The sequence below is a fragment of the Flavobacterium sp. genome (assembly GCF_044377315.1).
In the GTDB taxonomy this organism is placed as follows: domain Bacteria; phylum Bacteroidota; class Bacteroidia; order Flavobacteriales; family Flavobacteriaceae; genus Flavobacterium.
Genome location: NZ_JBILJG010000020.1, coordinates 31598 through 52317, shown reverse-complemented (window position 1 = coordinate 52317; position 20720 = coordinate 31598). Strand labels below are relative to the sequence as shown.

Sequence of the window (20720 nt, the reverse complement as noted above, 5' to 3'; positions counted from 1 at the left end):
CTATTGGTGCTAACTCGTTTATATCAGCCATAAATAGCACTTATCAACTCACTGTAAGTTGGCTTTGTGCCATAAATTTGACTTCAAGTTTCAAATATATAAAAAAAATTGTACTATTTTTATGTAAAAACATTTTTTATAAATCATCAAACGGACTTTTTATTTGCTCTAAACTCTTGGTGCTAACATGTGTGTATATCTCGGTCGTTTTGCTACTTCTATGGCCTAATAATTCCTGTATATATCGCAAATCGGTGCCACTTTCTAGTAAGTGTGTAGCATAGCTGTGTCGCAACCAATGCAAACTTACGGGTTTGGTTATTCCTACTTTTGAAAGTGCTTGTTTTAAAACATTGGATAAGCTTCTAGCATCATAAGGCTCTTCTCCATTAACTCCCTCAAATAACCATTTTTTTGGTTTATATACTACATAATAGTCTCTAAGTAATTGCAAAATTTTATTCGATAATGGTGCTATTCTGTCTTTTTTTCCTTTGGCTTGTCTAATCATTACTATGTTGCGTTTAGAATTGATGTCTTGTAGTAGGAGATTCAATAATTCGCTTCTTCTTAATCCGCAACTATAAATTAATGATAACATTGTTTTATGTTTTAGGTTGCTGTGGGCAGTAAGTATGAGTTTTATTTCTTCTTTACTCAATACATTTGGCAACACTTTTTCTCGCTTGGGGCGGTGAATTTTTTCTATCTCAATCTTTTTTTCTTTTACCGTTTTAAAATAGAGTTTGAGTGCATTTACAATCTGATTTTGATAGGAGGATGATAATTTGTTTTTAAAAATGTATTCATTATTATAGGTAATCAAATCTTCATTAGAAATTTCATTGCTATTTTTTTGATTGAAAAAGGTTAGAAATGCACGCAATGCTTCGGTATAAGTTTTGATGGTATTGGTGCTGTAGCGTTTAGATATTAACCATTGCTTGAATTTTGCAATTTGTTCTAATCCTTCTTTTGAGGGTTGTCTAACTATAATGCTAAATCTAATTTGGTTTTCTGCAGTATTGGGAATATGCCAAACTTTGAGTGTTTGACTCCATCTTGCTCCTTCGACTTTTCTTATTCGGGAAATTAATTCGGTGTTTTTTTCAAAATAAACGGCAATGCGTTTATCTCCGTTATGGCTGATAATTTTGGCACTCCAATACATGGCTTATAAATTTATAATGTAAAATTAAAAAAAAAATTATAAACTAACTAGTAGTCAAGGAATATTTATTTAATTTCTTCTAAAATCTTTTCTTGGCAAAATAATTCTTGGTGCTGGTTTTGGCAAACTGGCTTCTTCGGTTTTGCTCGAAGGTTCTATCAACTTATTGAGTTCTTTGATTTCGGCATCGGTTAAAAGTCGGTGACGACCTATTGGCAAATCGAGTGAAATGTTGATGATGCGTGTACGTTTTAGGGCTGTTACCTCATAATCAAGGTATTCGCACATACGACGAATTTGCCTGTTCAAACCTTGTGTAAGAATGATTCTAAAAACGTGTTTGCTGATTTGTTCAACTTTGCATTTTCGGGTAACGGTTTCTAGAATAGGAATTCCGTTGCTCATTCGTTCTATAAATCGGTCGGTTATTGGTCGGTTTACGGTTACGATGTATTCTTTTTCGTGGTTGTTGCGGGCACGCAAAATTTTGTTAACAATATCGCCGTCATTGGTTAGAAAAATCAATCCTTCGCTGGCTTTATCAAGTCGTCCTATTGGGAAAATGCGGGTTGGATAATTGATGTAATCAATAATGTTATTATGCACTTCTAGGTTGGTAGTACATTCTATTCCGGGTGGTTTGTTGAAAGCTAAGTAAATAGGTTTTTCGGTTTTTTCTCTAATGAGTTTTCCGTCTATTCGCACTTCGTCGTGCAAAGAAACTTTGGTGCCCATTTCGGGAATAGCGCCGTTTAGGGTTACTCTGCCTTCTTCTATAAGTTTGTCGGCTTCTCGTCGGGAACAGAATCCTGTTTCACCAATAAACTTGTTTAGCCTTTTTAGATTGTCTTCCATTTGGCAAAGATAGTTATTTTGTAAAAATGATTTCGCATCAATACAGATTGAATCTAGCCCCGATTGGCGAGGAAATTCTTTTGCAACTTTTATAAAGTTGTAAAAGATTGGAACAGAAAGCGGGAACTACCATTATCTAAAACGCCCGAGTGATTGGCTCCTAAACAAAAAACCGCAAACTCTCAACTAATAGAATTTGCGGTTAAAAAAAAATGGTTTACTTTTAATGATTGGATGAAACGCTTCCGCCCGAAGTTTCTTCTTTTTTGACGGTTTTAGGGTTTCCATCATAACTTATAGAGCTTCCGCTAGAGGCTTTTCCAGAAATTTTTACTAACGGATGAACTTGTGTTGAACTTCCGCTGGTTGACTGGGCAAAAACTTCGTTGGCAAGTAATCTTTCGGCATTTATTTCGCTTCCGCTAGACGAGGCCGTTTCGAGTTTTAGCGCTTTTCCAGCAACGTCAATGTTACTTCCGCTGGTCGATTCGCAACTGATTTCGTCAAACTCAACAGTGGCTTGAATTTCGCTTCCGCTACTAGTTTTTACTTTTAAATTGGTTCCTTTTAGCGTGTTTTTTCCTGTTATTGAGGCGCCACTTGTGGTTTCAATTATAGTGATAGTTGGCATTGAAATGCGAACAGTCATCATTTCGGCATTGTCTATATGCTCGTCGGATGTAACTTTTAGAACGCCATTTTGTACTTTGGTAGTAATGTGTTTTAGTAAGTTTTCATCGGCTTCTACTTCAATTTTTACGGCATTTGCTTGTTCTAGCACAACGTCAATTCCGCGAGAAACATCAACTTTTGTAAAGGTTTCTGTAATGGTTCTGGTTTCTGTTTGTACGTTTCCGTTTCCGTCTATTCCGTTTCCTAAGTCAATTTTATATTGGCATGAACTGAATAGTAGCGCTAGTATGGCTGCCGTAATGACTTTTGCAGCAAATAAAATTAGTTTTATCATGATTAGTTGGTTTTAACGATTATACCATCTTGGTTTATCTCAAGACCTGGTTTCCCTTTTTTGGTTTGAATAACTTCTTTACCATTTATTTTTATTGAAATCTCTTTGATTGAATCGTTTTCGTTGATACTATTGATGTTTTCTGTTTTAACATCTTCGTATTGGTATAGACAATTTACACAGTCCATTTTGTTTGAATTAACTTTGTAAACTTCGTTTTGGTTTGGATGCCAATAGAAATAATCTGAATCTGTTTGGTCATAATTTTCCATTGATTGATCCGGTTTTACATAAGTTCCAATAGGTAAATAAAGGAAAAGTTCTACTTGTTGACCTCTAAATTTATTTTTGACGTCATTTATCAAATAATTATTTAAGATAAGTTGATTTCCTTTAACTTCAAAAGCATAGTTAATTTTTTCAGCTCTTTCTTTTGCTTCGGAAGCCGATTTACCGTTTGCTAATTTTTCAATTTGAATAAAAGCAACTTTTTCATCGGTCGGCATAAGTTTTATGGAAACATTGTTAGAATAGATAACATCTTTACCGCTCTCGTCTTGTGTAAGTTTGAAATCGTCTCTGTAGTCAATGTTTTTTGAATAAAAGTCATTGTTTTTGAATTTTATAAAAAGCGTGTCTGTAGGTTGTAATACAATCTCTTGTTTTTGAACAGTTTTGCCTTCAAAAGCTATTTGAGTCGCTTCGTTTATTCCCAGCGAAATTAAGATTCCTAAAGCAATTACCCATAAAGCTAGTAAGCTATATTTAGCAATACTTCCAATTGATTTTAAGTTGTTTAGTAGTAATTTTAATCCAAGAATTAGAAAAAAGAACAACGGAATACCAAAAACCAATAAGTATAAAATTCCTTGAATCCATAGAGGTGTTTCTAATCCAATTGGTGTTTGAATATGATTTAGAATATAATTTTCAGGCATATTAGTAGAAAACATTAAAACAATACAGGCAATACAAAAAGCTAACAATGAAAAAGAAGCAAACATTACAATTATAGCACCCAAAACCTTAGCAAAAGCACCAAAAATGGTAACTATAACGTCTCCAAAATTTTTACCAACGCTGTTTGCGCCCGATGTAAATTGGTTGGCCAAATCAGGATTAGCATTTTTGAATTTTTCAGACATGTTTTCGTATTCTTCACGTACTTTTTGATCTACGTTTTTCAATTTTTCAGAAACACTTTCAAATTCTTCTCTCACTTTTTTCTCTATGTTCGAAATCGTTACGGGTTCGCCAGTCATTTCTAGCTTTTCGCTTGTAGTAATAGCTTCTGGTGTTACAACCCAAAGGATAAAGTAAGCCAAAATTCCAGTTCCAAAACCTGCGAAAACAAATATTAGAAACAAAATTTTAATCCAAACAGCATCTACACCAAAGTAGTGACCTAACCCAGTACAAACCCCACCAATCATACCTTTATCTTTATCACGATATAATTTTTTTGATGTTCTTGATGTAGAAGAAGTGAACGTTGTTTTTGTTGGTTCTTCACTTTCGTCGTCTATTCGGTAATCCTCAGGTTGTCCCATTACTAAAATTACTTCGTCAACGTCTTTTAGGCTAACCACATGTTTGTCCGTTTTTTGTTTTTCTGCTAACAATTCTGCAATACGCATTTCGATGTCTTTCATTATCTCGTCTTGCCCAGATGGGTTAGATAGCGAACGTTTTATAGCATCTAAATAGCTAGATAGCTTTTGGAAGGCATTTTCATCTACATTGAAAAATAATCCACCTATATTAATATTTACTGTTTTGTTCATGATTGTTAGTTTTGATTGGTTATAATGTTTACGGCATCCGACAATTCTGTCCATGTACCATTTAATTCATTTAAAAATGTTTTTCCTAAATCGGTTAACTCATAATATTTTCTTGGTGGTCCCGAAGTGGATTCTTCCCAACGATAGTTGAGTAAACCGTCATTTTTTAATCTTGTTAGTAGCGGATAAACGGTACCTTCAACTACAAGCAATTTTGCGTTTTTTAAAGTATCCAAAATTTCAGAGGTATAGGCTTCTTTTTCTTTTAAAACAGATAAGATGCAGAACTCCAAAACTCCTTTTCGCATTTGCGCTTTTGTGTTTTCGATGTTCATGATTTTTTTTTATTTTTTTGTGATTAACATTCGTTTTTTATTTTTTTTTGGAGCTATTTCCCGCTTTTCACTTCAATCTTTTTATTTTTAAAGAAAAAATAAAAAGGATTTCCATTGCAATCGGGGCTAGTGAACCGTGATTAAATTGATGATTGAAACTAATTGAAATTATTTAAAGAAATTAATAGTCAAAGGATATTTATATGTTTCGCCATTTGATGCTTTTACACCTGCAATAATTATCAATACGAATTCGACTATTTTTGAAAATATAAATAAGCCAAATGCAATAGCGGCAATAATTATAAAAGTGGTTATATTTTCATTACTTAAATCTTCAATTCTAAAATTTCCTGAATCAAAATGAGTTGAACTAAAACTTACATTTTTTGCAGCCAAGTAAATTAAAGTTGGAATTGAAACTACTACTAAAAGTAAAGTGTATAAAAACATACTTAGTTGAAAATTTATTGCTTGCTTTCCGTTGGCATCGATAAATTCGGAATCATTTTTTTTAGAACTCCATAGTATTATTGGAAAAATAAAACCTCCAAACGGAATAATATATTGCGACAATATAGTCAAATGGATTAGGGCTGATGTGTTTTTTTCGTTTGATGTCATGATGTTCTTTTTGTTTTGATTAATGATGATTTTATTTATTACTATAGATAGACTATTAATTTCTTATACAAAGATAAGGCTAAAAACTAGTAGCTTGTTTTGCATAGTAGTTAATATTAACAAAAAATTAACATTTAATAACGAGCGATTACTAGCATATAAATGTGTATTTTTACAGCATAATCAATACTTCATGAGCAATTCAACTTTAAAATATAATACTTTTTTATTTTTCAAATTACCATCGGCCTTTTGGGCTGGTGTACGACTTAAAGCAATAGACGATGAGCAATGCGTGGTATCTGTTAAGCATAGATGGTTCAATCAAAACCCTTTTAATTCGATGTATTTTGCCGTGCAAGCAATGGCAGCCGAACTCACAACAGGCGCATTAGTATTGTCTAAAATAAAAGCATCTGGAACAAATATTTCAATGTTGGTAGCCAATAATAAAGCAACTTTTACCAAAAAAGCAACGGGTAGAATCACTTTTATATGCCACGATGGCAAGCTAGTAGAAAAAGCTATCCAGAAAACTATTGCAACTGGCGAAGGACAAACCCTTTGGATGAAATCAATAGGAACCAACCAAAAAGGTGAACAAGTTTCAGAAATGGATTTTGAATGGACGGTTCGTGTTAAATAATAAGCTATGTCTCTATGTGGTTAAAAATAATTAAAAGAGTTAATTCTTAATTATCTTAATGCAATAAATGGTTATAAAAATCATCCTAAATTGTTCTAAACAAAAGTTAAAACCATGACAATTAATGAACTATTCAGATTTTGTTTTTGTAAATTTGAATAAAAATAACAAAATGAAAGTTTTAATCACAGGCGCAACAGGACTTATCGGTACAGAATTGACGGAAAAGTTATTGAAAAACGATCATTCCGTTAATTATTTGACAACTTCAATTTCTAAAATCGTAAACAAAACCAATTATAACGGATTTTATTGGAATCCACAAGAAGGAACCATCGATGAGAATTGCATTGAAGGTGTTGATGTGATTGTGCATTTGGCAGGCGCATCTATATCAAAAAAATGGACTAACAACTACAAACAAGAATTAATTGAAAGCCGATTATTGTCAGCTCATTTGCTTTTCGGATTGGTAAAAAAATCCCAAAATCAAGTAACACAATTTATATCTGCTTCGGGAACGGCTATTTATCCCGATACTTTTTCAAGAGTATATGACGAAAATTCTCCCGAAATTGAAGATAGTTTTTTGAGTAATTTGGTCGTAAAATGGGAGGAAAGTGCTAATCAATTTCACTTATTATCAATCAAAACCACTGTTCTTCGCACCGGAATTGTTTTTTCAGCCAAAGGTGGCGCACTTGCCCAAATGGTTAAACCTATTAAGTATGGAGTAGGTTCAGGTTTCGGTTCAGGAAAACAAGTTCAATCTTGGATTCATATTCAAGATTTGGTCAATTTGTATTATTTTGCCATTACCAATCAAACGGATGGAATACTAAATGCTGTAGCTCCAAATCCAATTTCAAATCAGGAATTGACCAAGACGATTGCGAGAATTTTAAAGAAACCTCTTTTTTTACCCAATATTCCGAAATCTGTAATGAAATTGATTTTGGGCGAAATGCACATCTTACTCTTTCAAAATAAATCTGTAATTCCAAAAAGAGCACTCCAACTCGGATTCAAATTCAAATTTGATACAGCAGAAAAGGCTTTAAATGATATTTTGTTATAAAGCAACCTTTCTTTTCCCTCTACTTTGGAGAGGGTTGGGGTGAGGAAAACAAAAAAAAACTCCAGTATTTGCTGGAGTTTTTATGTATCAGAATCGAATTAATAATTGGAAAATTTATAAAGTCCAACCTTTTAAAAAGAACTTTAGTAATCCAAATGTACTAAACTCGAAACCAATGTAGTCTTAAAATTTTGCTAATTTTTTATTTTATGTAATCTTAGATTTGAAAACATAATTGTGACAATTTGACATAAATTCAAAAATGGCAAATAATTTGATTTTAAAGTAGTGAAATCATACGATTATGAACATTAAAAATATTTTTAAGAATAAAAAACAAGAAGATACAATGAATACTGAAAATCCAGAAAATGAACCAATTGTTGAAGAAAAAACTTCAGAAAACATTGTAAATGAGGTTGAAGCAGCTGCCGAGTTAACGCTTGAACAACAATTGCAAGAAGAATTATCTACCGAAAAAGATAAATTTTTGCGACTTTTTGCTGAGTTTGAAAATTATAAAAAACGTACTTCTAAAGAACGTATCGATTTGTTTAAAACTGCCAATCAAGAAGTTTTACAAGCCATGTTGCCAGTTATGGACGATTTTGACAGAGCCATGATTGAAATTTCTAAGTCAGAAGACGAACTTTTGCTAAAAGGTGTTGAACTTATTTATGAAAAACTTAAAGGAACATTGGTTTCTAAAGGTTTAGAACAAATTGAAGTTAGAGTTGGTGATGCATTTAATGCTGATTTTGCAGAAGCAATTACTCAAATCCCAGCACCATCGGATGATTTAAAAGGAAAAATTGTAGATGTTCTTGATAAAGGATACAAATTAGGCGATAAAATAATTCGTTTTCCAAAAGTAGTAGTAGGAATGTAAAAACAAGTCATGACTTGTCTCTACAAAACAACATAAACATAAAATGAAAAAAGATTTTTACGAAATATTAGGCATTTCTAAGAATGCATCCGAAGCTGAAATAAAGAAAGCCTATCGCAAGAAAGCTATCGAGTTTCATCCTGATAAAAATCCAGGAGATGCTGCTGCAGAAGAGAATTTTAAAAAAGCTGCCGAAGCTTATGAAGTTCTTAGTGATCCTCAAAAAAAGGCTAAATACGACCAATATGGTCATCAAGCATTTGATGGCGGTGGCGGATTTGGTGGTGGTCACGGTGGCATGAATATGGATGATATTTTCAGTCAGTTTGGCGATATTTTCGGAAGTGCGTTTGGCGGCGGTGGATTTGGTGGTGGCGGAGGTCAACGTCGTGTAAAAGGAAGCAATCTTCGTATAAAAGTTAAATTGACTTTAGAAGAAATTGCCAATGGTGTTGAGAAAAAAGTAAAAGTTAAACGTAAAGTTCAAGCACAAGGCGTTACCTATAAAACTTGTTCCACTTGTAATGGTCAAGGTCAAGTAATGCGTGTTACCAATACTATTTTAGGTAGAATGCAATCAGCCTCAACATGTCCAACTTGTGGTGGTTCGGGTCAAATTATGGATAGAAAACCTGCTAATGCCGATTCACAAGGAATGATTTTAGAAGACGAAACGGTTTCTATCAAAATCCCTGCCGGTGTTGTAGATGGTATGCAACTTAAAGTCTCTAACAAAGGGAATGATGCACCTGGAAACAACAGTATTCCTGGAGATTTAATTGTGGCTATCGAAGAATTAGAACACGAATTTCTTAAACGTGAAGGCGAAAATCTTCATTACGATTTATACATAAGTTTATCAGAAGCGGTTTTAGGTGTTTCTAAAGATATTGAAGCTATAAACGGTAAAGTGAGAATCAAACTGGAAGAAGGAATTCAATCTGGAAAAATTTTGAGACTTAAAGGAAAAGGAATTCCAAGCATCAATAGCTACGGAAGCGGTGATTTATTGGTTCACGTAAACGTTTGGACGCCAAAAAATCTTAATAAAGAACAAAAACTATTTTTCGAAAAAAATCTCGGAGATAGTAATTTCACTCCAAATCCAGAGAAAAGCGATAAATCTTTCTTTGAAAAAGTGAAAGATATGTTTTCGTAAGAAAAAAAAATGTACTTTTGATACATAAAATGTAGTAAGTATGAATGCAATTGAATTTTCTTCAAGGATTGAAAAGGGCAAAATTGTTGTTCCAAAAAAATATAAAGATTTTGATAACGAAGAAGTTAGGGTAATTTTACTTGTCAATGATTCAAAAACTAGTTTGTCAAAAAAAGAAGCTATTTTGAAAACTTTGAATAAGATGAAAAAAGAAAAAATGTTTTCAGTTATTCAAGACCCAGTTTTGTGGCAAAAAGGAATTAGAAATGAGTGGGAATAAAATTCTTCTTGATACAAATGTCATAATTTATGCTTCTAAACAGATACTAGATATAGATAAGTTTATAAATTCTTATGAAGAATATTATGTTTCAATAATAACTTATCTTGAAGTTTATGGTTATGAATTTTCAAATTCAAATGAGAAGGATTTGGTTGATGAACTTTTCAACAACATTCAAATTATTGATTTAAACAAAGAAATCTCTGAGTTTGTTATCGAAATCAGAAAAAATAAAATTAAAAAGATAAAATTACCTGACGCAATAATACTTGCGACTTCAAAGTTTTTAGACATTCCACTATTAACAGCAGACTGGGACGACTTTCTCTCTATTGATGAAACAATAATAATAAAGAATTTAGACTCTTTAAAGAAATAATTTTTTTTGAATAGATTTGTTTCTATTCTTTTTTCCCATCCTTATGCAAATAAGGGTGGGTTTTTTGTAACAAATACGTAAAGTTTACTACTAATTCTATACTTTTACAAAATACAGTTGCAACAACAAAAGTCAATGTCAAAAATCAAATTTAATTGCTAAACTTTTGTAAATTGCTATTGTCATTGCCATTGAAATTTAATTTTTATGAATAACATTCTCGAAGTAAACAAAGTTGTCAAGAAATACGGAGATTATACTGCTCTCAACCAAGTTTCGCTTTCTATTCCACAAGGAAGTATTTACGGATTATTAGGACCCAATGGTGCCGGAAAAACATCGCTAATTCGTATCATCAATCAAATTACAATGCCCGATAGTGGCGAAGTTTTACTTGATGGAAAACTATTGCAACCTGATGATGTTCAGTATATTGGTTATATGCCAGAAGAACGTGGTTTGTATAAGTCAATGAAAGTAGGTGAGCAATGTTTGTATTTGGCTCAACTAAAAGGATTGTCTAAAGAAGATGCCAAAATTCAACTAAAATATTGGTTCGACAGACTAGAAATTCAAGGTTGGTGGAACAAAAAAATCCAAGAACTTTCTAAAGGAATGGCACAAAAAATTCAGTTTGTTGTAACTGTTTTGCATAAACCAAAACTACTTATTCTCGACGAACCTTTCTCAGGATTTGATCCCGTAAATGCCAATTTGATAAAAGACGAAATCATCGAACTCAACAAACAAGGAACTTCTATCATTTTCTCAACACACCGAATGGAAAGTGTAGAAGAAATGTGCGACCATATTGCACTAATCCATAAATCAAATAAACTAATCGAAGGAAAATTAACCGATGTTAAGAAGCAATTTCGTACCAATAGCTTTGAAGTTGGAATTTTAACTAACAATGTAGAAGGATTGATGTACGATTTAAGTCAAAAATTCACACTGTCACAATCCAATTTCAAATCGCTAAACGACGAATTAAAACTCGAAATCAACCTTGGAAATGCCACTTCAAGCGAACTTTTAAATACATTAGTACAACGCGGTCAAGTAACCCATTTTGTAGAAAAAATTCCAAGTGTAAACGATATTTTTATAAAAACAGTAAGTGAGTAAATTAGGTTTTAGGAGGTTGGTCGTAGGTGTTAGATACTACCTACAACCCACAACCCACAACCCACAACCCACAACCTTTAAAAAAATGAGCAAATTAGCATTAATAATAAAAAGAGAATTTATTGCCAAAGTTCGCAATAAATCATTCATTGTAATGACATTTTTAAGTCCATTACTATTTGTCGGAATTGGAGCTTTTGTGGGTTATCTTGGTTCAATGAAAGCCGATATGAAAACCATTGCGATTCATGACGAAACGGGCAAGTTTGTTAGCCAATTCAAAAATGATGAAGAATACAAATACCTCGATTTATCTTCTGTCGATACCAAAATTTTAAAAGATAGCATCGTAAAAGAAAGCTACGAAGGTTTGCTAATCATACCAAAAGCAGCTAATAACGAAAGTTTGCAAAAAGGAATTCAATACGTTTCTAATGATAGCCCAAGTGTACTATTTGTCGAAAAATTAGAAGATGTCATTTCCAAAAAAATAACAGACGAAAATTTCCTTGCGCAAGGCTTAGACACTCTAAAAATAAGTAATGCTAAAGCAGCTGTTTCTATAAATCTAACAAAAGCATCAGGTGAAGAAGCGCTAAAAGGTCTTAACGAAATCAAAATTGCTATTGGTGGTGCTTTCGGATATTTAATCATGATGTTCATCGTCATATACGGAAACATGGTAATGAGAAGCGTTATCGAAGAAAAAACGTCAAGAATTATCGAAGTTATCATTTCGTCAGTCAAACCTTTCCAATTAATGATGGGTAAAATCATAGGAACTTCAATGGCTGGAATTTTACAATTTCTAATTTGGGCAATTCTCGGAGTTGCTGCCATGTTTATCATGACATCTATTTTCGGAGTTCAAATGGGTGCAGCATCCGCAAGTCAATCGCAAGAAGCAATGGCAATGGCACAAAAAGAAATGGGTGGCGATTTTCAAATGTATCTAAAAGAAATTTTAAATCTTCCTTTACTTTCAATAGCTTTAGGTTTTATCGTTTATTTCGTTGGTGGCTATTTTCTATATAGCTCATTCTACGCAGCAATTGGTGCCGCTGTTGATAACGAAACCGACTCACAACAGTTTCTTTTGCCTATAATAATGCCTTTAATATTAGGTGTATATATCGGTTTTTTCACAGTAATAAACGATCCACACGGAACCGTAGCAACTGTGTTTTCGATGATTCCGCTTACATCGCCAATAGTCATGCTTATGCGAATTCCATTTGGTGTACCTTGGTGGCAAATCGCCATTTCGGTAACGTTACTTTTCGGAACATTTCTCGGAGTTGTATGGTTTGCATCCAAAATTTACCGCGTCGGAATTCTAATGTATGGCAAAAAACCAACCTGGAAAGAATTATACAAATGGCTTAAATATTAGGAGCGAATGGCTCGGGCATTATCGGTGATGGCAATTCCTGCTTTCCACAATATCTTTTTCTTTTTTAAATAAAAAAAGAAAAAGGATATTTGCTCCAATCAGGGCTATTAATAAAACAATTTTGAATTTTTGTGAACTTTGCGAAAAACTTTGCGAACTTTGCGGTTAAATAAAAAAGCATGTCAAAAATACTAATCATAGAAGACGAAGCTTCCATTCGTAGAGTATTAACCAAAATACTCTCCGAAGAAAGCGATACCTATCTAGTAGAAGAAGCCGAAGACGGAGCACAAGGCTTCGAAAAAATAAAAAACACCGATTATGATTTGGTGCTTTGCGACATCAAAATGCCCAAAATGGACGGCGAAGAACTTCTTGAAGCCGTAAAAAAAATAAAACCCGAAATTCCAATAGTAATGATTTCTGGTCACGGCGATATGGAAACCGCCATAAACACTATGCGTCTAGGTGCATTCGATTATATTTCAAAACCACCCGATTTAAATCGATTATTAAACACTGTTCGCAACGCTTTAGACAAAAAGCAACTCGTAGTTGAAAACAAAATTCTAAAGAAAAAAGTTAGCAAAAACTACGAAATGATAGGCAATTCAGAACCTATCAACCACATAAAAGCCATAATCGAAAAAGTGGCACAAACCGATGCAAGAGTTTTAATTACGGGACCAAATGGAACAGGAAAAGAACTTGTTGCGCATCAACTGCACGAAAAAAGCGAGCGCGCCAACTTTCCAATTATCGAGGTAAACTGTGCCGCAATTCCATCTGAATTGATAGAAAGCGAACTATTCGGACATATAAAAGGTGCATTTACATCAGCAGTAAAAGACCGAGCAGGAAAATTCGAAGCTGCCGATGGCGGAACTATTTTCTTAGATGAAATTGGCGATATGAGTTTGGCAGCACAAGCCAAAGTATTACGTGCTTTGCAAGAAAGTCTGATTCAACGTGTTGGTGCCGACAAAGACATCAAAGTAAATGTTCGTGTAATAGCAGCAACCAACAAAGACCTGAAAAAAGAAATCGAAGATGGACGTTTCAGAGAAGATTTATACCATCGTTTGGCAGTAATTCTGATAAAAGTCCCAGCGTTAAACGAACGTAGAGACGACATTCCATTATTATTAGAACATTTTGCCATAAAAATAGCCGAGGAGCAAGGAAATGCAACAAAAATATTCTCAAAAGACGCTATCAAACTATTACAAGAATACGACTGGACAGGAAATATCCGCGAACTAAGAAACGTTGTGGAACGACTAATAATTTTGGGTGGCAACGAAATATCAGAAACAGACGTAAAACTATTCGCAAGTAAATAACAGGTAATAGTTTTAAGGAATTAGGTTTTAGGTAAATATGCGCCAAATTCCTATTCCCTAAAACCAACTACCTACAAACTAGCAAAATGCAATTAAAAAAAATAAACCCAAACCTTCAAAAAGCTCTAATCGAAAACGGATTAACAGAAGCTAACGAAATGCAACAAGAAACGTTTTCTACTATTAAAAGTGGTGTAGATGCCGTTATTCAATCGGGTGAAAAAACTGGAAAATCGACTACGATTGTGCTTAATGTAATTCAACGTTTAGAAAAAACGCAAGGCGAAAGTACGCGTGCTTTAATCATTGTAGAAAACAAAGAAAGAGTACTCGAAATGGAGGAACTTTTTTTGAAACTAGGAACTTATACCGACTTGAGTATTCTGGGTGTTCATGATAAAGGCGACATTGATTACGATAAAAATGTAATTTCTATGGGATTAGATGTTCTTATCGGAACGCCGGCTCGCGTCAACACACTTTTTTCATCTGCCGGATTTAATATTAACACTATTAAAATGTTTGTGGTCGATGACACAGAAATTTTAATGCGATTAAGAATGGATGCTGTGATTCTGCGTTTGTCGCAAAGTATCGAAAAAACACAACGAATTTTCTTTTGCAACACTATAACCGAACGCGTTGAATCTTTGGCTAACAACATAATGATTGAGCCATTATTCTTCGAAATGGAAGATGATGAATAAAGATTTATCCGCGTTTTAACCAACCTGTAATACTCATTCTTTTTTCATTTGTTGTCAAAACTTCGTGAAGTAATTCGTCGCTCTTAAAAAAGACCGTTTTGCCTTGCGTCGGATTTATAGTATGATTGTTTTTTTCTTCATAAATAAGCAATTCGCCACCATCTTTTTTTACCCAATCAGCATTCAAGTAACTTATCATCGAATATTGTCGCTTGGCATCATCCTGAAATTGATCTAAATGTTTTCGGTAAAAACTTCCTTTTTCGTACAACGAATAATGAAATTCATAACTTTTTATATTGGTATAACAACTTTGGTTGAGGTACGAAATAAACTCTTCAATTTTTTCAAAAAATTCATTTTCAAAAGAATCATTGTGCTTTTTGTCGAGCCAATAAATTTTGTCATTTCGTATTAAATTATCATAAAACATGTGTCCATCATTGCCAACACCAGCGGTTTTCATGCTACTTTCACTATCTAAAGCTATTAAATTTGCTTTTAAATTTTCACACAAAGTTTCGCTTAAAAAATTCTCCGAAACACCAACTTTATTCGCAATAAAACTTTCTATCAAGTCCTCAAAATTATTTTCCATTTTATAGCTTGATTAGACAAGCAGTGCAAGGTAATCTATTGAAATTTAGTAAATGGATGATTATAAATATTTGGAATGAAGTTTTTTTAATATATTTGTTATTAAAATAATTTTCAAAAGTGAAAAATAAAAGGTTTGATCTAATTTTCAACTTTATACTATTAATAACACTCTTTTCTTGTAATGACTCAGAAGAAACGGATTATATTTTAGTAGAAAAAACTCCTGTAATTCTTAATCTTGAAAACGTTCCGTATCCTAAATTATCGGATTATAAGTTTTTTCAAGGAAGTATTAAAGATCAAAACCCATCTTATGGTGTAATTCCGTACGAACCAACTAGCGAATTATTTACTGACTATGCTGAGAAAAATAGATTTTTATGGATGCCAGAAGGAACAAAGGCTTCCTACAGTAGTGATTCTGAAAGTCTGAATTTACCTATTGGTGCTGCTTTGATTAAAACTTTTTACTACAATAATGTTCAACCATCCAATACCACCAAAATAATTGAAACACGAGTTATGATTCGTAAATCTACAGGTTGGATTTTTGCTGAGTATGTTTGGAATGATGAACAAACAGAAGCTACTCTTCAAAATTCGGGAAGTTCAATTCCTATTTCATGGAAAGACATTAATAGTATAATTCAAACTATTGATTATCAAATCCCTGATCTAAATCAATGTTTAACATGTCATTCAAACAATCAAGTTGTAACTCCAATAGGCATAAAGCCTCAGAGTTTGAATAGTAATTTCAGTTATGCTGATGGAACTAAAAATCAATTACAAAAATTAATTGACTTTGGTTATTTAGAAAATAATTTACCTTCCAATATTGTTTCTGTTGTCAATTATAATGATACTTCCAAAAGTTTAGATTTGCGAGTTCGTTCTTATTTTGATATTAATTGCGCTCATTGTCATCAAGATGGAGGTAATGCTGCCTATGTACCTCAATTGAGATTATCATTTAATGAAACTGCAAATCTTGCCAAAATGGGGGTTTGTGTATCAGCATTAACAGAATTTCCTGGTTTTCCTCGTGGAAAGTTGGTAAATCCTGGTAACATTGCAGAATCTTATATTTATTTTAGTATGAATACTGATTTATCTTTAAATAGAATGCCACGTATAGGAAGAACTATTGTGCATCAAGAAGGAATTCAATTGGTTGAACAATGGATAAACTCTTTGCCAGCTTGCGAGTAATTTTTTATTTATATGCATGCATACTAAATTATTTTAGTATATTTACCCAAACAAAATTATAGAATATGGATTTTTCAGCAAAAATGCTTCGTGATAATGCTTTGGCAGACAAAGTAATAGTAGTAACTGGTGGTGGTAGCGGATTAGGAAAAGCAATGACCAAATATTTCCTAGAATTAGGTGCTAAAGTTGCCATAACTTCACGCGATTTAGAAAAATTAAAAACAACGGCATCAGAATTAGAAATGCAAACCAACGGAAGATGTTTACCAGTTCAGTGCGATGTTCGTCATTACGATCAAGTTGAAGCAATGCTTGCTGAGGTTTTAAAAAACTTCGGGAAAGTAGATGTTTTACTAAACAATGCCGCGGGAAATTTCATCTCACCAACCGAAAGACTTTCTGCAAATGCATTTGATACCATTATTGATATTGTTCTAAAAGGAAGTAAAAACTGTACTTTAGCTTTCGGAAAACATTGGATAGAAACCAAACAAACCAATTGTAATGTATTAAATATTGTTACAACTTACGCATGGACAGGTTCGGGTTATGTTGTGCCAAGTGCAACTGCTAAAGCTGGTGTTTTAGCCATGACAAGAAGTTTAGCAGTAGAATGGGCAAAATACGGAATTAGAATGAATGCTATAGCTCCAGGTCCATTTCCAACTAAAGGCGCATGGGATAGATTATTACCAGGTGATTTAGCCGAAAAATTTGATATGGCTAAAAAAGTACCTTTAAGAAGGGTAGGAGACCACCAAGAATTAGCCAATTTAGCAGCGTATTTAGTTTCTGATTTTTCTGCTTACATCAACGGAGAAGTTGTGACAATTGATGGTGGCGAATGGCTGCAAGGCGCAGGTCAATTCAATATTTTAGAAAAAATACCCCAAGAAATGTGGGATATGTTAGAAACTATGATTAAAAATAAAGGAAGTAAATAATCCTTTTATTTTGTCATTCCGGAGGAATCTCACTTATATTTTTACAGTAGCTTTCCTTTAATATTTTGTAAGTCAGATGGAATTTTTAAACCTGACTTTTTTTGTAACTCATTGCTTTTAACTTATTCTCAAACGTTGTTAACTGATTACTGACAACTGAAAACTAAAAATTACAAGATTGTTAACAAAATACATTTTCAAAACCCATAAATAGTTGTATTTTTACCACTCAAATTTTTTATAAAGTAAATGGGTAAAATCATAGCAATTGCTAATCAAAAAGGGGGTGTTGGTAAAACAACAACTTCTATCAATCTCGCAGCTTCATTAGGAGTTTTAGAAAAAAAAGTACTACTAATCGATGCCGATCCTCAGGCTAATGCAAGTTCAGGACTTGGAATAGATGTGGAAAGTGTCGAAATTGGAACGTACCAAATTCTAGAACACAGTAATACTCCAAAAGAAGCAATTGTTTCGTCAACTTCACCAAATGTTGATGTTATACCTGCTCATATTGATCTTGTTGCCATCGAAATCGAATTGGTTGACAAGGAAAATCGCGAGTATATGTTGAAGCAAGCATTAGAAAGTATTAAAAACGATTATGATTATATTCTAATTGATTGCGCACCTTCATTAGGTTTACTTACTTTAAATGCGTTGACCGCTGCAGATTCTGTTGTAATTCCAATTCAATGTGAATATTTTGCTTTAGAAGGTTTAGGAAAATTATTAAACACCATCAAAAGTGTTCAAAAAATACACAATCCAAGTTTAGACATCGAAGGTTTGTTATTAACCATGTTCGATTCGCGTTTGCGTTTGTCTAATCAAGTAGTTGAAGAAGTTCAAAAGCATTTCAACGACATGGTTTTTGAAACAATTATTCAGCGTAATGTAAAATTGAGTGAAGCACCAAGTTTTGGCGAAAGCATTATCAATTTTGACGCAACAAGTAAAGGCGCTACCAATTATTTGAATTTGGCACAAGAAATTATCAAGAAAAACAGTTAGTGATTTATGGCACAAGCAGTAAAAAAACAAGCATTAGGTAGAGGTTTATCGGCACTTTTGAAAGATCCAGATAATGATATAAAATCTGTTGACGACAAAAATGCAGATAAAGTTGTTGGAAATATTATTGAACTTGAAATTGATGCAATTGAAATAAATCCGTTTCAACCTCGTAGTAATTTCAATGAAGAATCGTTAAAAGAATTAGCAACTTCTATAAGAGAATTGGGTGTAATACAACCCATTACTGTTAGAAAGTTAGAGTTCAATAAATACCAATTAATTTCTGGAGAACGCCGTTTGCGTGCCTCTAAAATAGCTGGTTTACAAGTAGTTCCTGCTTATATTCGTATTGCTAATGATAACGAATCTTTAGTAATGGCTTTGGTTGAAAATATTCAACGTCATGATTTAGATCCAATTGAAATTGCTTTATCTTACCAACGTTTGATGGACGAAATTCAATTAACACAAGAGCAAATGAGTGAACGAGTAGGAAAGAAGCGTTCAACAATCGCTAACTATTTGAGGTTATTAAAATTAGATCCAATTATTCAAACCGGAATTCGTGATGGTTTTATAAGCATGGGTCACGGTCGTGCTATTATCACTATTGAAAATCATGATGCTCAAGCAGATATTTACCAAAAAATTGTTAGCCAAAATCTATCTGTTCGTGAAACAGAAACCTTGGTTAAAAATTACCAAGAAAGTCTAAAACCTAAAGCTGATAAAACTACTAAATCTTCTACATTTGAAGTTTCTAACGATGAACAAAAAGCAATTGCTACTTATTTTGGAGCAAAAGTAGATATAAAAGTAGCCGGAAATGGAAAAGGGAAAATCACCATCCCATTTCATTCAGAAGAAGATTTTAATAGAATTATTAAACTTATAAAAGGGTAGTGATTAGATTTTTACATATCTTTTTACTAGTTTTCTTTTTGGGAAATGCGATTGGTTTTGCTCAAGAAACAGAACTGAAAATAAAAGATACTATAAGTTCAAAAAAATCACAAATTGACCCATTAGCACCAGCTAGAGCGGCTTTTTATTCGGCTGTTTTACCAGGTTTGGGACAAGCATATAACAAAAAATACTGGAAAATTCCAATTGTTTATGGAGCTTTAGGAACAGGAATTGGTATTTACGCTTGGAATAATAGTAAATACCACGAATTTAGAGATGCTTACAAGAGGAGAATTGCCAATATAACAGATGTGAAGTATAGTAAGTATTCAAATGAGACATTGATTAATGCTCAAAGTGCTTATGAAAGACAAAGAGATATTTCACTTATAGTAACAGTTGCTTTGTATGCTTTAAACATTGTAGATGCTAATGTAGATGCACATTTGAAACAATTTAATGTTGATGATAATTTGTCTCTTCGCCCCGATGTTTTCCCTTCTGATTTTACTTCACAACAAACAATTGGTTTAACTCTAAATTATCGATTCTAATGAAAGTAGCGCTTTTAGGTTACGGAAAAATGGGAAAAATCATCGAAACAACCCTATTAGAAAGAGGACACGAAATTGTTTTAAAAAAAACAAGCACAACTACTTTTGAAGGTTTAAAAAACGCTGATGTTGCCATAGATTTTAGTTTGCCAAGTGTGGCTGTAGCAAATATTTCTGAATGTTTAACTAACGGAATTCCAGTAATTTCTGGAACTACAGGTTGGTTAGAAGAATATCCAAAAATGGTTTCGCTTTGTAAAGAAAAAAAGGGAGCATTTTTATATGGTTCCAATTTTAGTTTAGGTGTAAATTTGTTTTTTCAATTGAATGAAAATTTGTCCAAAATGATGTCAAAGTTCAATCAATATAAAGTTGAATTAGAAGAAATTCATCACACCCAAAAACTTGATGCTCCAAGCGGAACAGCCATTTCATTAGCCAAAGGAATTATTGAAAATTCTGATTACAAAAGCTGGACATTAGATAAGAATAGAGATGAAAATCAATTATATATAGACGCCAAAAGAATAGAAAATGTGCCAGGAACACACTCTATTTTTTATATTTCAGATGTTGACACAATTGAAATTAAGCACACAGCCCACAATAGAGAAGGTTTTGCCTTAGGAGCAGTGATAGCCGCAGAATGGATTGTGAACAAAAATGGAATATTCACAATGAAAGATGTGTTGCAATTAGTGTAACATTTTCAAAAAAAATATACATATACAAAAGCATATATT

General features: G+C 33.0%; 23 protein-coding genes. 16 read left to right on the top strand and 7 right to left on the bottom strand.

The features are described 5' to 3' along the window. Positions 1-136 precede the first annotated feature (136 nt). From ACIQ66_RS07830 to ACIQ66_RS07805, 6 genes are all read right to left on the bottom strand, one after another. On the bottom strand, positions 137-1171 hold the full coding sequence (locus tag ACIQ66_RS07830) for a tyrosine-type recombinase/integrase (RefSeq protein WP_396212245.1): 1035 nt from the start codon (positions 1169-1171) through the stop codon (positions 137-139). 69 nt (positions 1172-1240) lie between these two features. Continuing rightward, positions 1241-2026 (bottom strand): 23S rRNA pseudouridine(2604) synthase RluF, encoded by a 786-nt coding sequence (rluF, locus tag ACIQ66_RS07825; RefSeq protein ID WP_396212244.1) that lies wholly within the window; start codon positions 2024-2026, stop codon positions 1241-1243. A 223-nt stretch (positions 2027-2249) separates the two neighbouring features. Beyond that, on the bottom strand, positions 2250-2993 hold the full coding sequence (locus tag ACIQ66_RS07820) for a head GIN domain-containing protein (protein ID WP_396212243.1): 744 nt from the start codon (positions 2991-2993) through the stop codon (positions 2250-2252). Positions 2994-2995: 2 nt separating this feature from the next. Then, on the bottom strand, positions 2996-4777 hold the full coding sequence (locus ACIQ66_RS07815; protein ID WP_396212242.1) for a PspC domain-containing protein: 1782 nt from the start codon (positions 4775-4777) through the stop codon (positions 2996-2998). A 5-nt stretch (positions 4778-4782) separates the two neighbouring features. Next, entirely contained in the window at positions 4783-5112 is a 330-nt protein-coding gene (locus tag ACIQ66_RS07810; RefSeq protein ID WP_396212241.1) for a PadR family transcriptional regulator, read from the bottom strand. 168 nt (positions 5113-5280) lie between these two features. Continuing rightward, positions 5281-5736, bottom strand: a complete 456-nt coding sequence (locus ACIQ66_RS07805) for a DUF4870 domain-containing protein (protein WP_396212240.1) — start codon at positions 5734-5736, stop codon at positions 5281-5283. Between the two features lie 193 nt (positions 5737-5929). Here ACIQ66_RS07805 and ACIQ66_RS07800 point away from each other — a divergent pair, with 193 nt between their 5' ends. The 10 genes from ACIQ66_RS07800 to ACIQ66_RS07755 all read left to right on the top strand — a co-directional run bounded on the left by ACIQ66_RS07800 (position 5930) and on the right by ACIQ66_RS07755 (position 14741). Further along, positions 5930-6382 (top strand): DUF4442 domain-containing protein, encoded by a 453-nt coding sequence (locus ACIQ66_RS07800; RefSeq protein WP_396212239.1) that lies wholly within the window; start codon positions 5930-5932, stop codon positions 6380-6382. Positions 6383-6554: 172 nt separating this feature from the next. Further along, on the top strand, positions 6555-7460 hold the full coding sequence (locus ACIQ66_RS07795; RefSeq protein ID WP_396212238.1) for a TIGR01777 family oxidoreductase: 906 nt from the start codon (positions 6555-6557) through the stop codon (positions 7458-7460). 304 nt (positions 7461-7764) lie between these two features. Continuing rightward, the gene (locus ACIQ66_RS07790; RefSeq protein WP_396212237.1) at positions 7765-8349 is read left to right on the top strand and encodes a nucleotide exchange factor GrpE; all 585 of its coding nucleotides are present in this window, start codon (positions 7765-7767) and stop codon (positions 8347-8349) included. 43 nt (positions 8350-8392) lie between these two features. Next, positions 8393-9508 (top strand): molecular chaperone DnaJ, encoded by a 1116-nt coding sequence (dnaJ, locus tag ACIQ66_RS07785; protein ID WP_396212236.1) that lies wholly within the window; start codon positions 8393-8395, stop codon positions 9506-9508. Between the two features lie 40 nt (positions 9509-9548). Beyond that, on the top strand, positions 9549-9788 hold the full coding sequence (locus ACIQ66_RS07780; protein ID WP_396212235.1) for a hypothetical protein: 240 nt from the start codon (positions 9549-9551) through the stop codon (positions 9786-9788). Continuing rightward, the gene (locus ACIQ66_RS07775; RefSeq protein WP_396212234.1) at positions 9775-10170 is read left to right on the top strand and encodes a PIN domain-containing protein; all 396 of its coding nucleotides are present in this window, start codon (positions 9775-9777) and stop codon (positions 10168-10170) included. Before ACIQ66_RS07780 ends, ACIQ66_RS07775 begins: the two co-directional genes overlap by 14 nt. Positions 10171-10377: 207 nt before the next feature. After that, positions 10378-11298 (top strand): ABC transporter ATP-binding protein, encoded by a 921-nt coding sequence (locus tag ACIQ66_RS07770; RefSeq protein WP_396212233.1) that lies wholly within the window; start codon positions 10378-10380, stop codon positions 11296-11298. 85 nt (positions 11299-11383) lie between these two features. Continuing rightward, positions 11384-12691, top strand: a complete 1308-nt coding sequence (locus ACIQ66_RS07765; RefSeq protein ID WP_396212232.1) for an ABC transporter permease — start codon at positions 11384-11386, stop codon at positions 12689-12691. A 179-nt stretch (positions 12692-12870) separates the two neighbouring features. Then, positions 12871-14034 (top strand): sigma-54-dependent transcriptional regulator, encoded by a 1164-nt coding sequence (locus tag ACIQ66_RS07760; protein ID WP_396212231.1) that lies wholly within the window; start codon positions 12871-12873, stop codon positions 14032-14034. An 86-nt stretch (positions 14035-14120) separates the two neighbouring features. After that, complete coding sequence (locus ACIQ66_RS07755; protein WP_396212230.1) at positions 14121-14741, top strand: DEAD/DEAH box helicase; 621 nt, start codon at positions 14121-14123, stop codon at positions 14739-14741. Between the two features lie 4 nt (positions 14742-14745). Here ACIQ66_RS07755 and ACIQ66_RS07750 read toward each other — a convergent pair whose 3' ends face one another. Further along, a complete protein-coding gene (locus tag ACIQ66_RS07750) occupies positions 14746-15339 on the bottom strand; it encodes a 2OG-Fe(II) oxygenase (protein ID WP_396212229.1) in 594 nt (197 codons plus the stop codon). Positions 15340-15458: 119 nt separating this feature from the next. On the opposite strand from ACIQ66_RS07750, the gene ACIQ66_RS07745 reads away from it, so the two are divergent. From ACIQ66_RS07745 to dapB, 6 genes are all read left to right on the top strand, one after another. Further along, positions 15459-16553, top strand: a complete 1095-nt coding sequence (locus tag ACIQ66_RS07745; RefSeq protein ID WP_396212228.1) for a hypothetical protein — start codon at positions 15459-15461, stop codon at positions 16551-16553. A 65-nt stretch (positions 16554-16618) separates the two neighbouring features. Continuing rightward, a complete protein-coding gene (locus ACIQ66_RS07740) occupies positions 16619-17500 on the top strand; it encodes an SDR family oxidoreductase (RefSeq protein ID WP_396212227.1) in 882 nt (293 codons plus the stop codon). Positions 17501-17749: 249 nt separating this feature from the next. After that, on the top strand, positions 17750-18514 hold the full coding sequence (locus ACIQ66_RS07735; protein ID WP_396212226.1) for a ParA family protein: 765 nt from the start codon (positions 17750-17752) through the stop codon (positions 18512-18514). Positions 18515-18520: 6 nt separating this feature from the next. Further along, positions 18521-19420, top strand: a complete 900-nt coding sequence (locus ACIQ66_RS07730) for a ParB/RepB/Spo0J family partition protein (RefSeq protein ID WP_396212225.1) — start codon at positions 18521-18523, stop codon at positions 19418-19420. Beyond that, positions 19420-19977 (top strand): DUF5683 domain-containing protein, encoded by a 558-nt coding sequence (locus ACIQ66_RS07725; protein ID WP_396212224.1) that lies wholly within the window; start codon positions 19420-19422, stop codon positions 19975-19977. Before ACIQ66_RS07730 ends, ACIQ66_RS07725 begins: the two co-directional genes overlap by 1 nt. Beyond that, the gene (dapB, locus tag ACIQ66_RS07720; RefSeq protein WP_396212223.1) at positions 19977-20681 is read left to right on the top strand and encodes a 4-hydroxy-tetrahydrodipicolinate reductase; all 705 of its coding nucleotides are present in this window, start codon (positions 19977-19979) and stop codon (positions 20679-20681) included. Before ACIQ66_RS07725 ends, dapB begins: the two co-directional genes overlap by 1 nt. Positions 20682-20720: the final 39 nt, after the last annotated feature.

Excerpts from the sequence above, each read along its gene's own strand:
- rluF (WP_396212244.1), bottom strand. The coding sequence starts at position 2,026 with ATGGAAGACAATCTAAAAAGGCTAAACAAGTTTATTGGTGAAACAGGA.
- ACIQ66_RS07805 (WP_396212240.1), bottom strand. The coding sequence starts at position 5,736 with ATGACATCAAACGAAAAAAACACATCAGCCCTAATCCATTTGACTATA.
- ACIQ66_RS07760 (WP_396212231.1), top strand. The coding sequence starts at position 12,871 with ATGTCAAAAATACTAATCATAGAAGACGAAGCTTCCATTCGTAGAGTA.
- ACIQ66_RS07780 (WP_396212235.1), top strand. The coding sequence starts at position 9,549 with ATGAATGCAATTGAATTTTCTTCAAGGATTGAAAAGGGCAAAATTGTT.
- ACIQ66_RS07735 (WP_396212226.1), top strand. The coding sequence starts at position 17,750 with ATGGGTAAAATCATAGCAATTGCTAATCAAAAAGGGGGTGTTGGTAAA.
- ACIQ66_RS07770 (WP_396212233.1), top strand. The coding sequence starts at position 10,378 with ATGAATAACATTCTCGAAGTAAACAAAGTTGTCAAGAAATACGGAGAT.
- ACIQ66_RS07730 (WP_396212225.1), top strand. The coding sequence starts at position 18,521 with ATGGCACAAGCAGTAAAAAAACAAGCATTAGGTAGAGGTTTATCGGCA.
- ACIQ66_RS07815 (WP_396212242.1), bottom strand. The coding sequence starts at position 4,777 with ATGAACAAAACAGTAAATATTAATATAGGTGGATTATTTTTCAATGTA.
- ACIQ66_RS07775 (WP_396212234.1), top strand. The coding sequence starts at position 9,775 with ATGAGTGGGAATAAAATTCTTCTTGATACAAATGTCATAATTTATGCT.
- ACIQ66_RS07740 (WP_396212227.1), top strand. The coding sequence starts at position 16,619 with ATGGATTTTTCAGCAAAAATGCTTCGTGATAATGCTTTGGCAGACAAA.
- dapB (WP_396212223.1), top strand. The coding sequence starts at position 19,977 with ATGAAAGTAGCGCTTTTAGGTTACGGAAAAATGGGAAAAATCATCGAA.
- ACIQ66_RS07750 (WP_396212229.1), bottom strand. The coding sequence starts at position 15,339 with ATGGAAAATAATTTTGAGGACTTGATAGAAAGTTTTATTGCGAATAAA.
- ACIQ66_RS07810 (WP_396212241.1), bottom strand. The coding sequence starts at position 5,112 with ATGAACATCGAAAACACAAAAGCGCAAATGCGAAAAGGAGTTTTGGAG.
- ACIQ66_RS07830 (WP_396212245.1), bottom strand. The coding sequence starts at position 1,171 with ATGTATTGGAGTGCCAAAATTATCAGCCATAACGGAGATAAACGCATT.
- ACIQ66_RS07790 (WP_396212237.1), top strand. The coding sequence starts at position 7,765 with ATGAACATTAAAAATATTTTTAAGAATAAAAAACAAGAAGATACAATG.
- ACIQ66_RS07795 (WP_396212238.1), top strand. The coding sequence starts at position 6,555 with ATGAAAGTTTTAATCACAGGCGCAACAGGACTTATCGGTACAGAATTG.
- ACIQ66_RS07800 (WP_396212239.1), top strand. The coding sequence starts at position 5,930 with ATGAGCAATTCAACTTTAAAATATAATACTTTTTTATTTTTCAAATTA.
- ACIQ66_RS07755 (WP_396212230.1), top strand. The coding sequence starts at position 14,121 with ATGCAATTAAAAAAAATAAACCCAAACCTTCAAAAAGCTCTAATCGAA.
- ACIQ66_RS07820 (WP_396212243.1), bottom strand. The coding sequence starts at position 2,993 with ATGATAAAACTAATTTTATTTGCTGCAAAAGTCATTACGGCAGCCATA.
- dnaJ (WP_396212236.1), top strand. The coding sequence starts at position 8,393 with ATGAAAAAAGATTTTTACGAAATATTAGGCATTTCTAAGAATGCATCC.
- ACIQ66_RS07765 (WP_396212232.1), top strand. The coding sequence starts at position 11,384 with ATGAGCAAATTAGCATTAATAATAAAAAGAGAATTTATTGCCAAAGTT.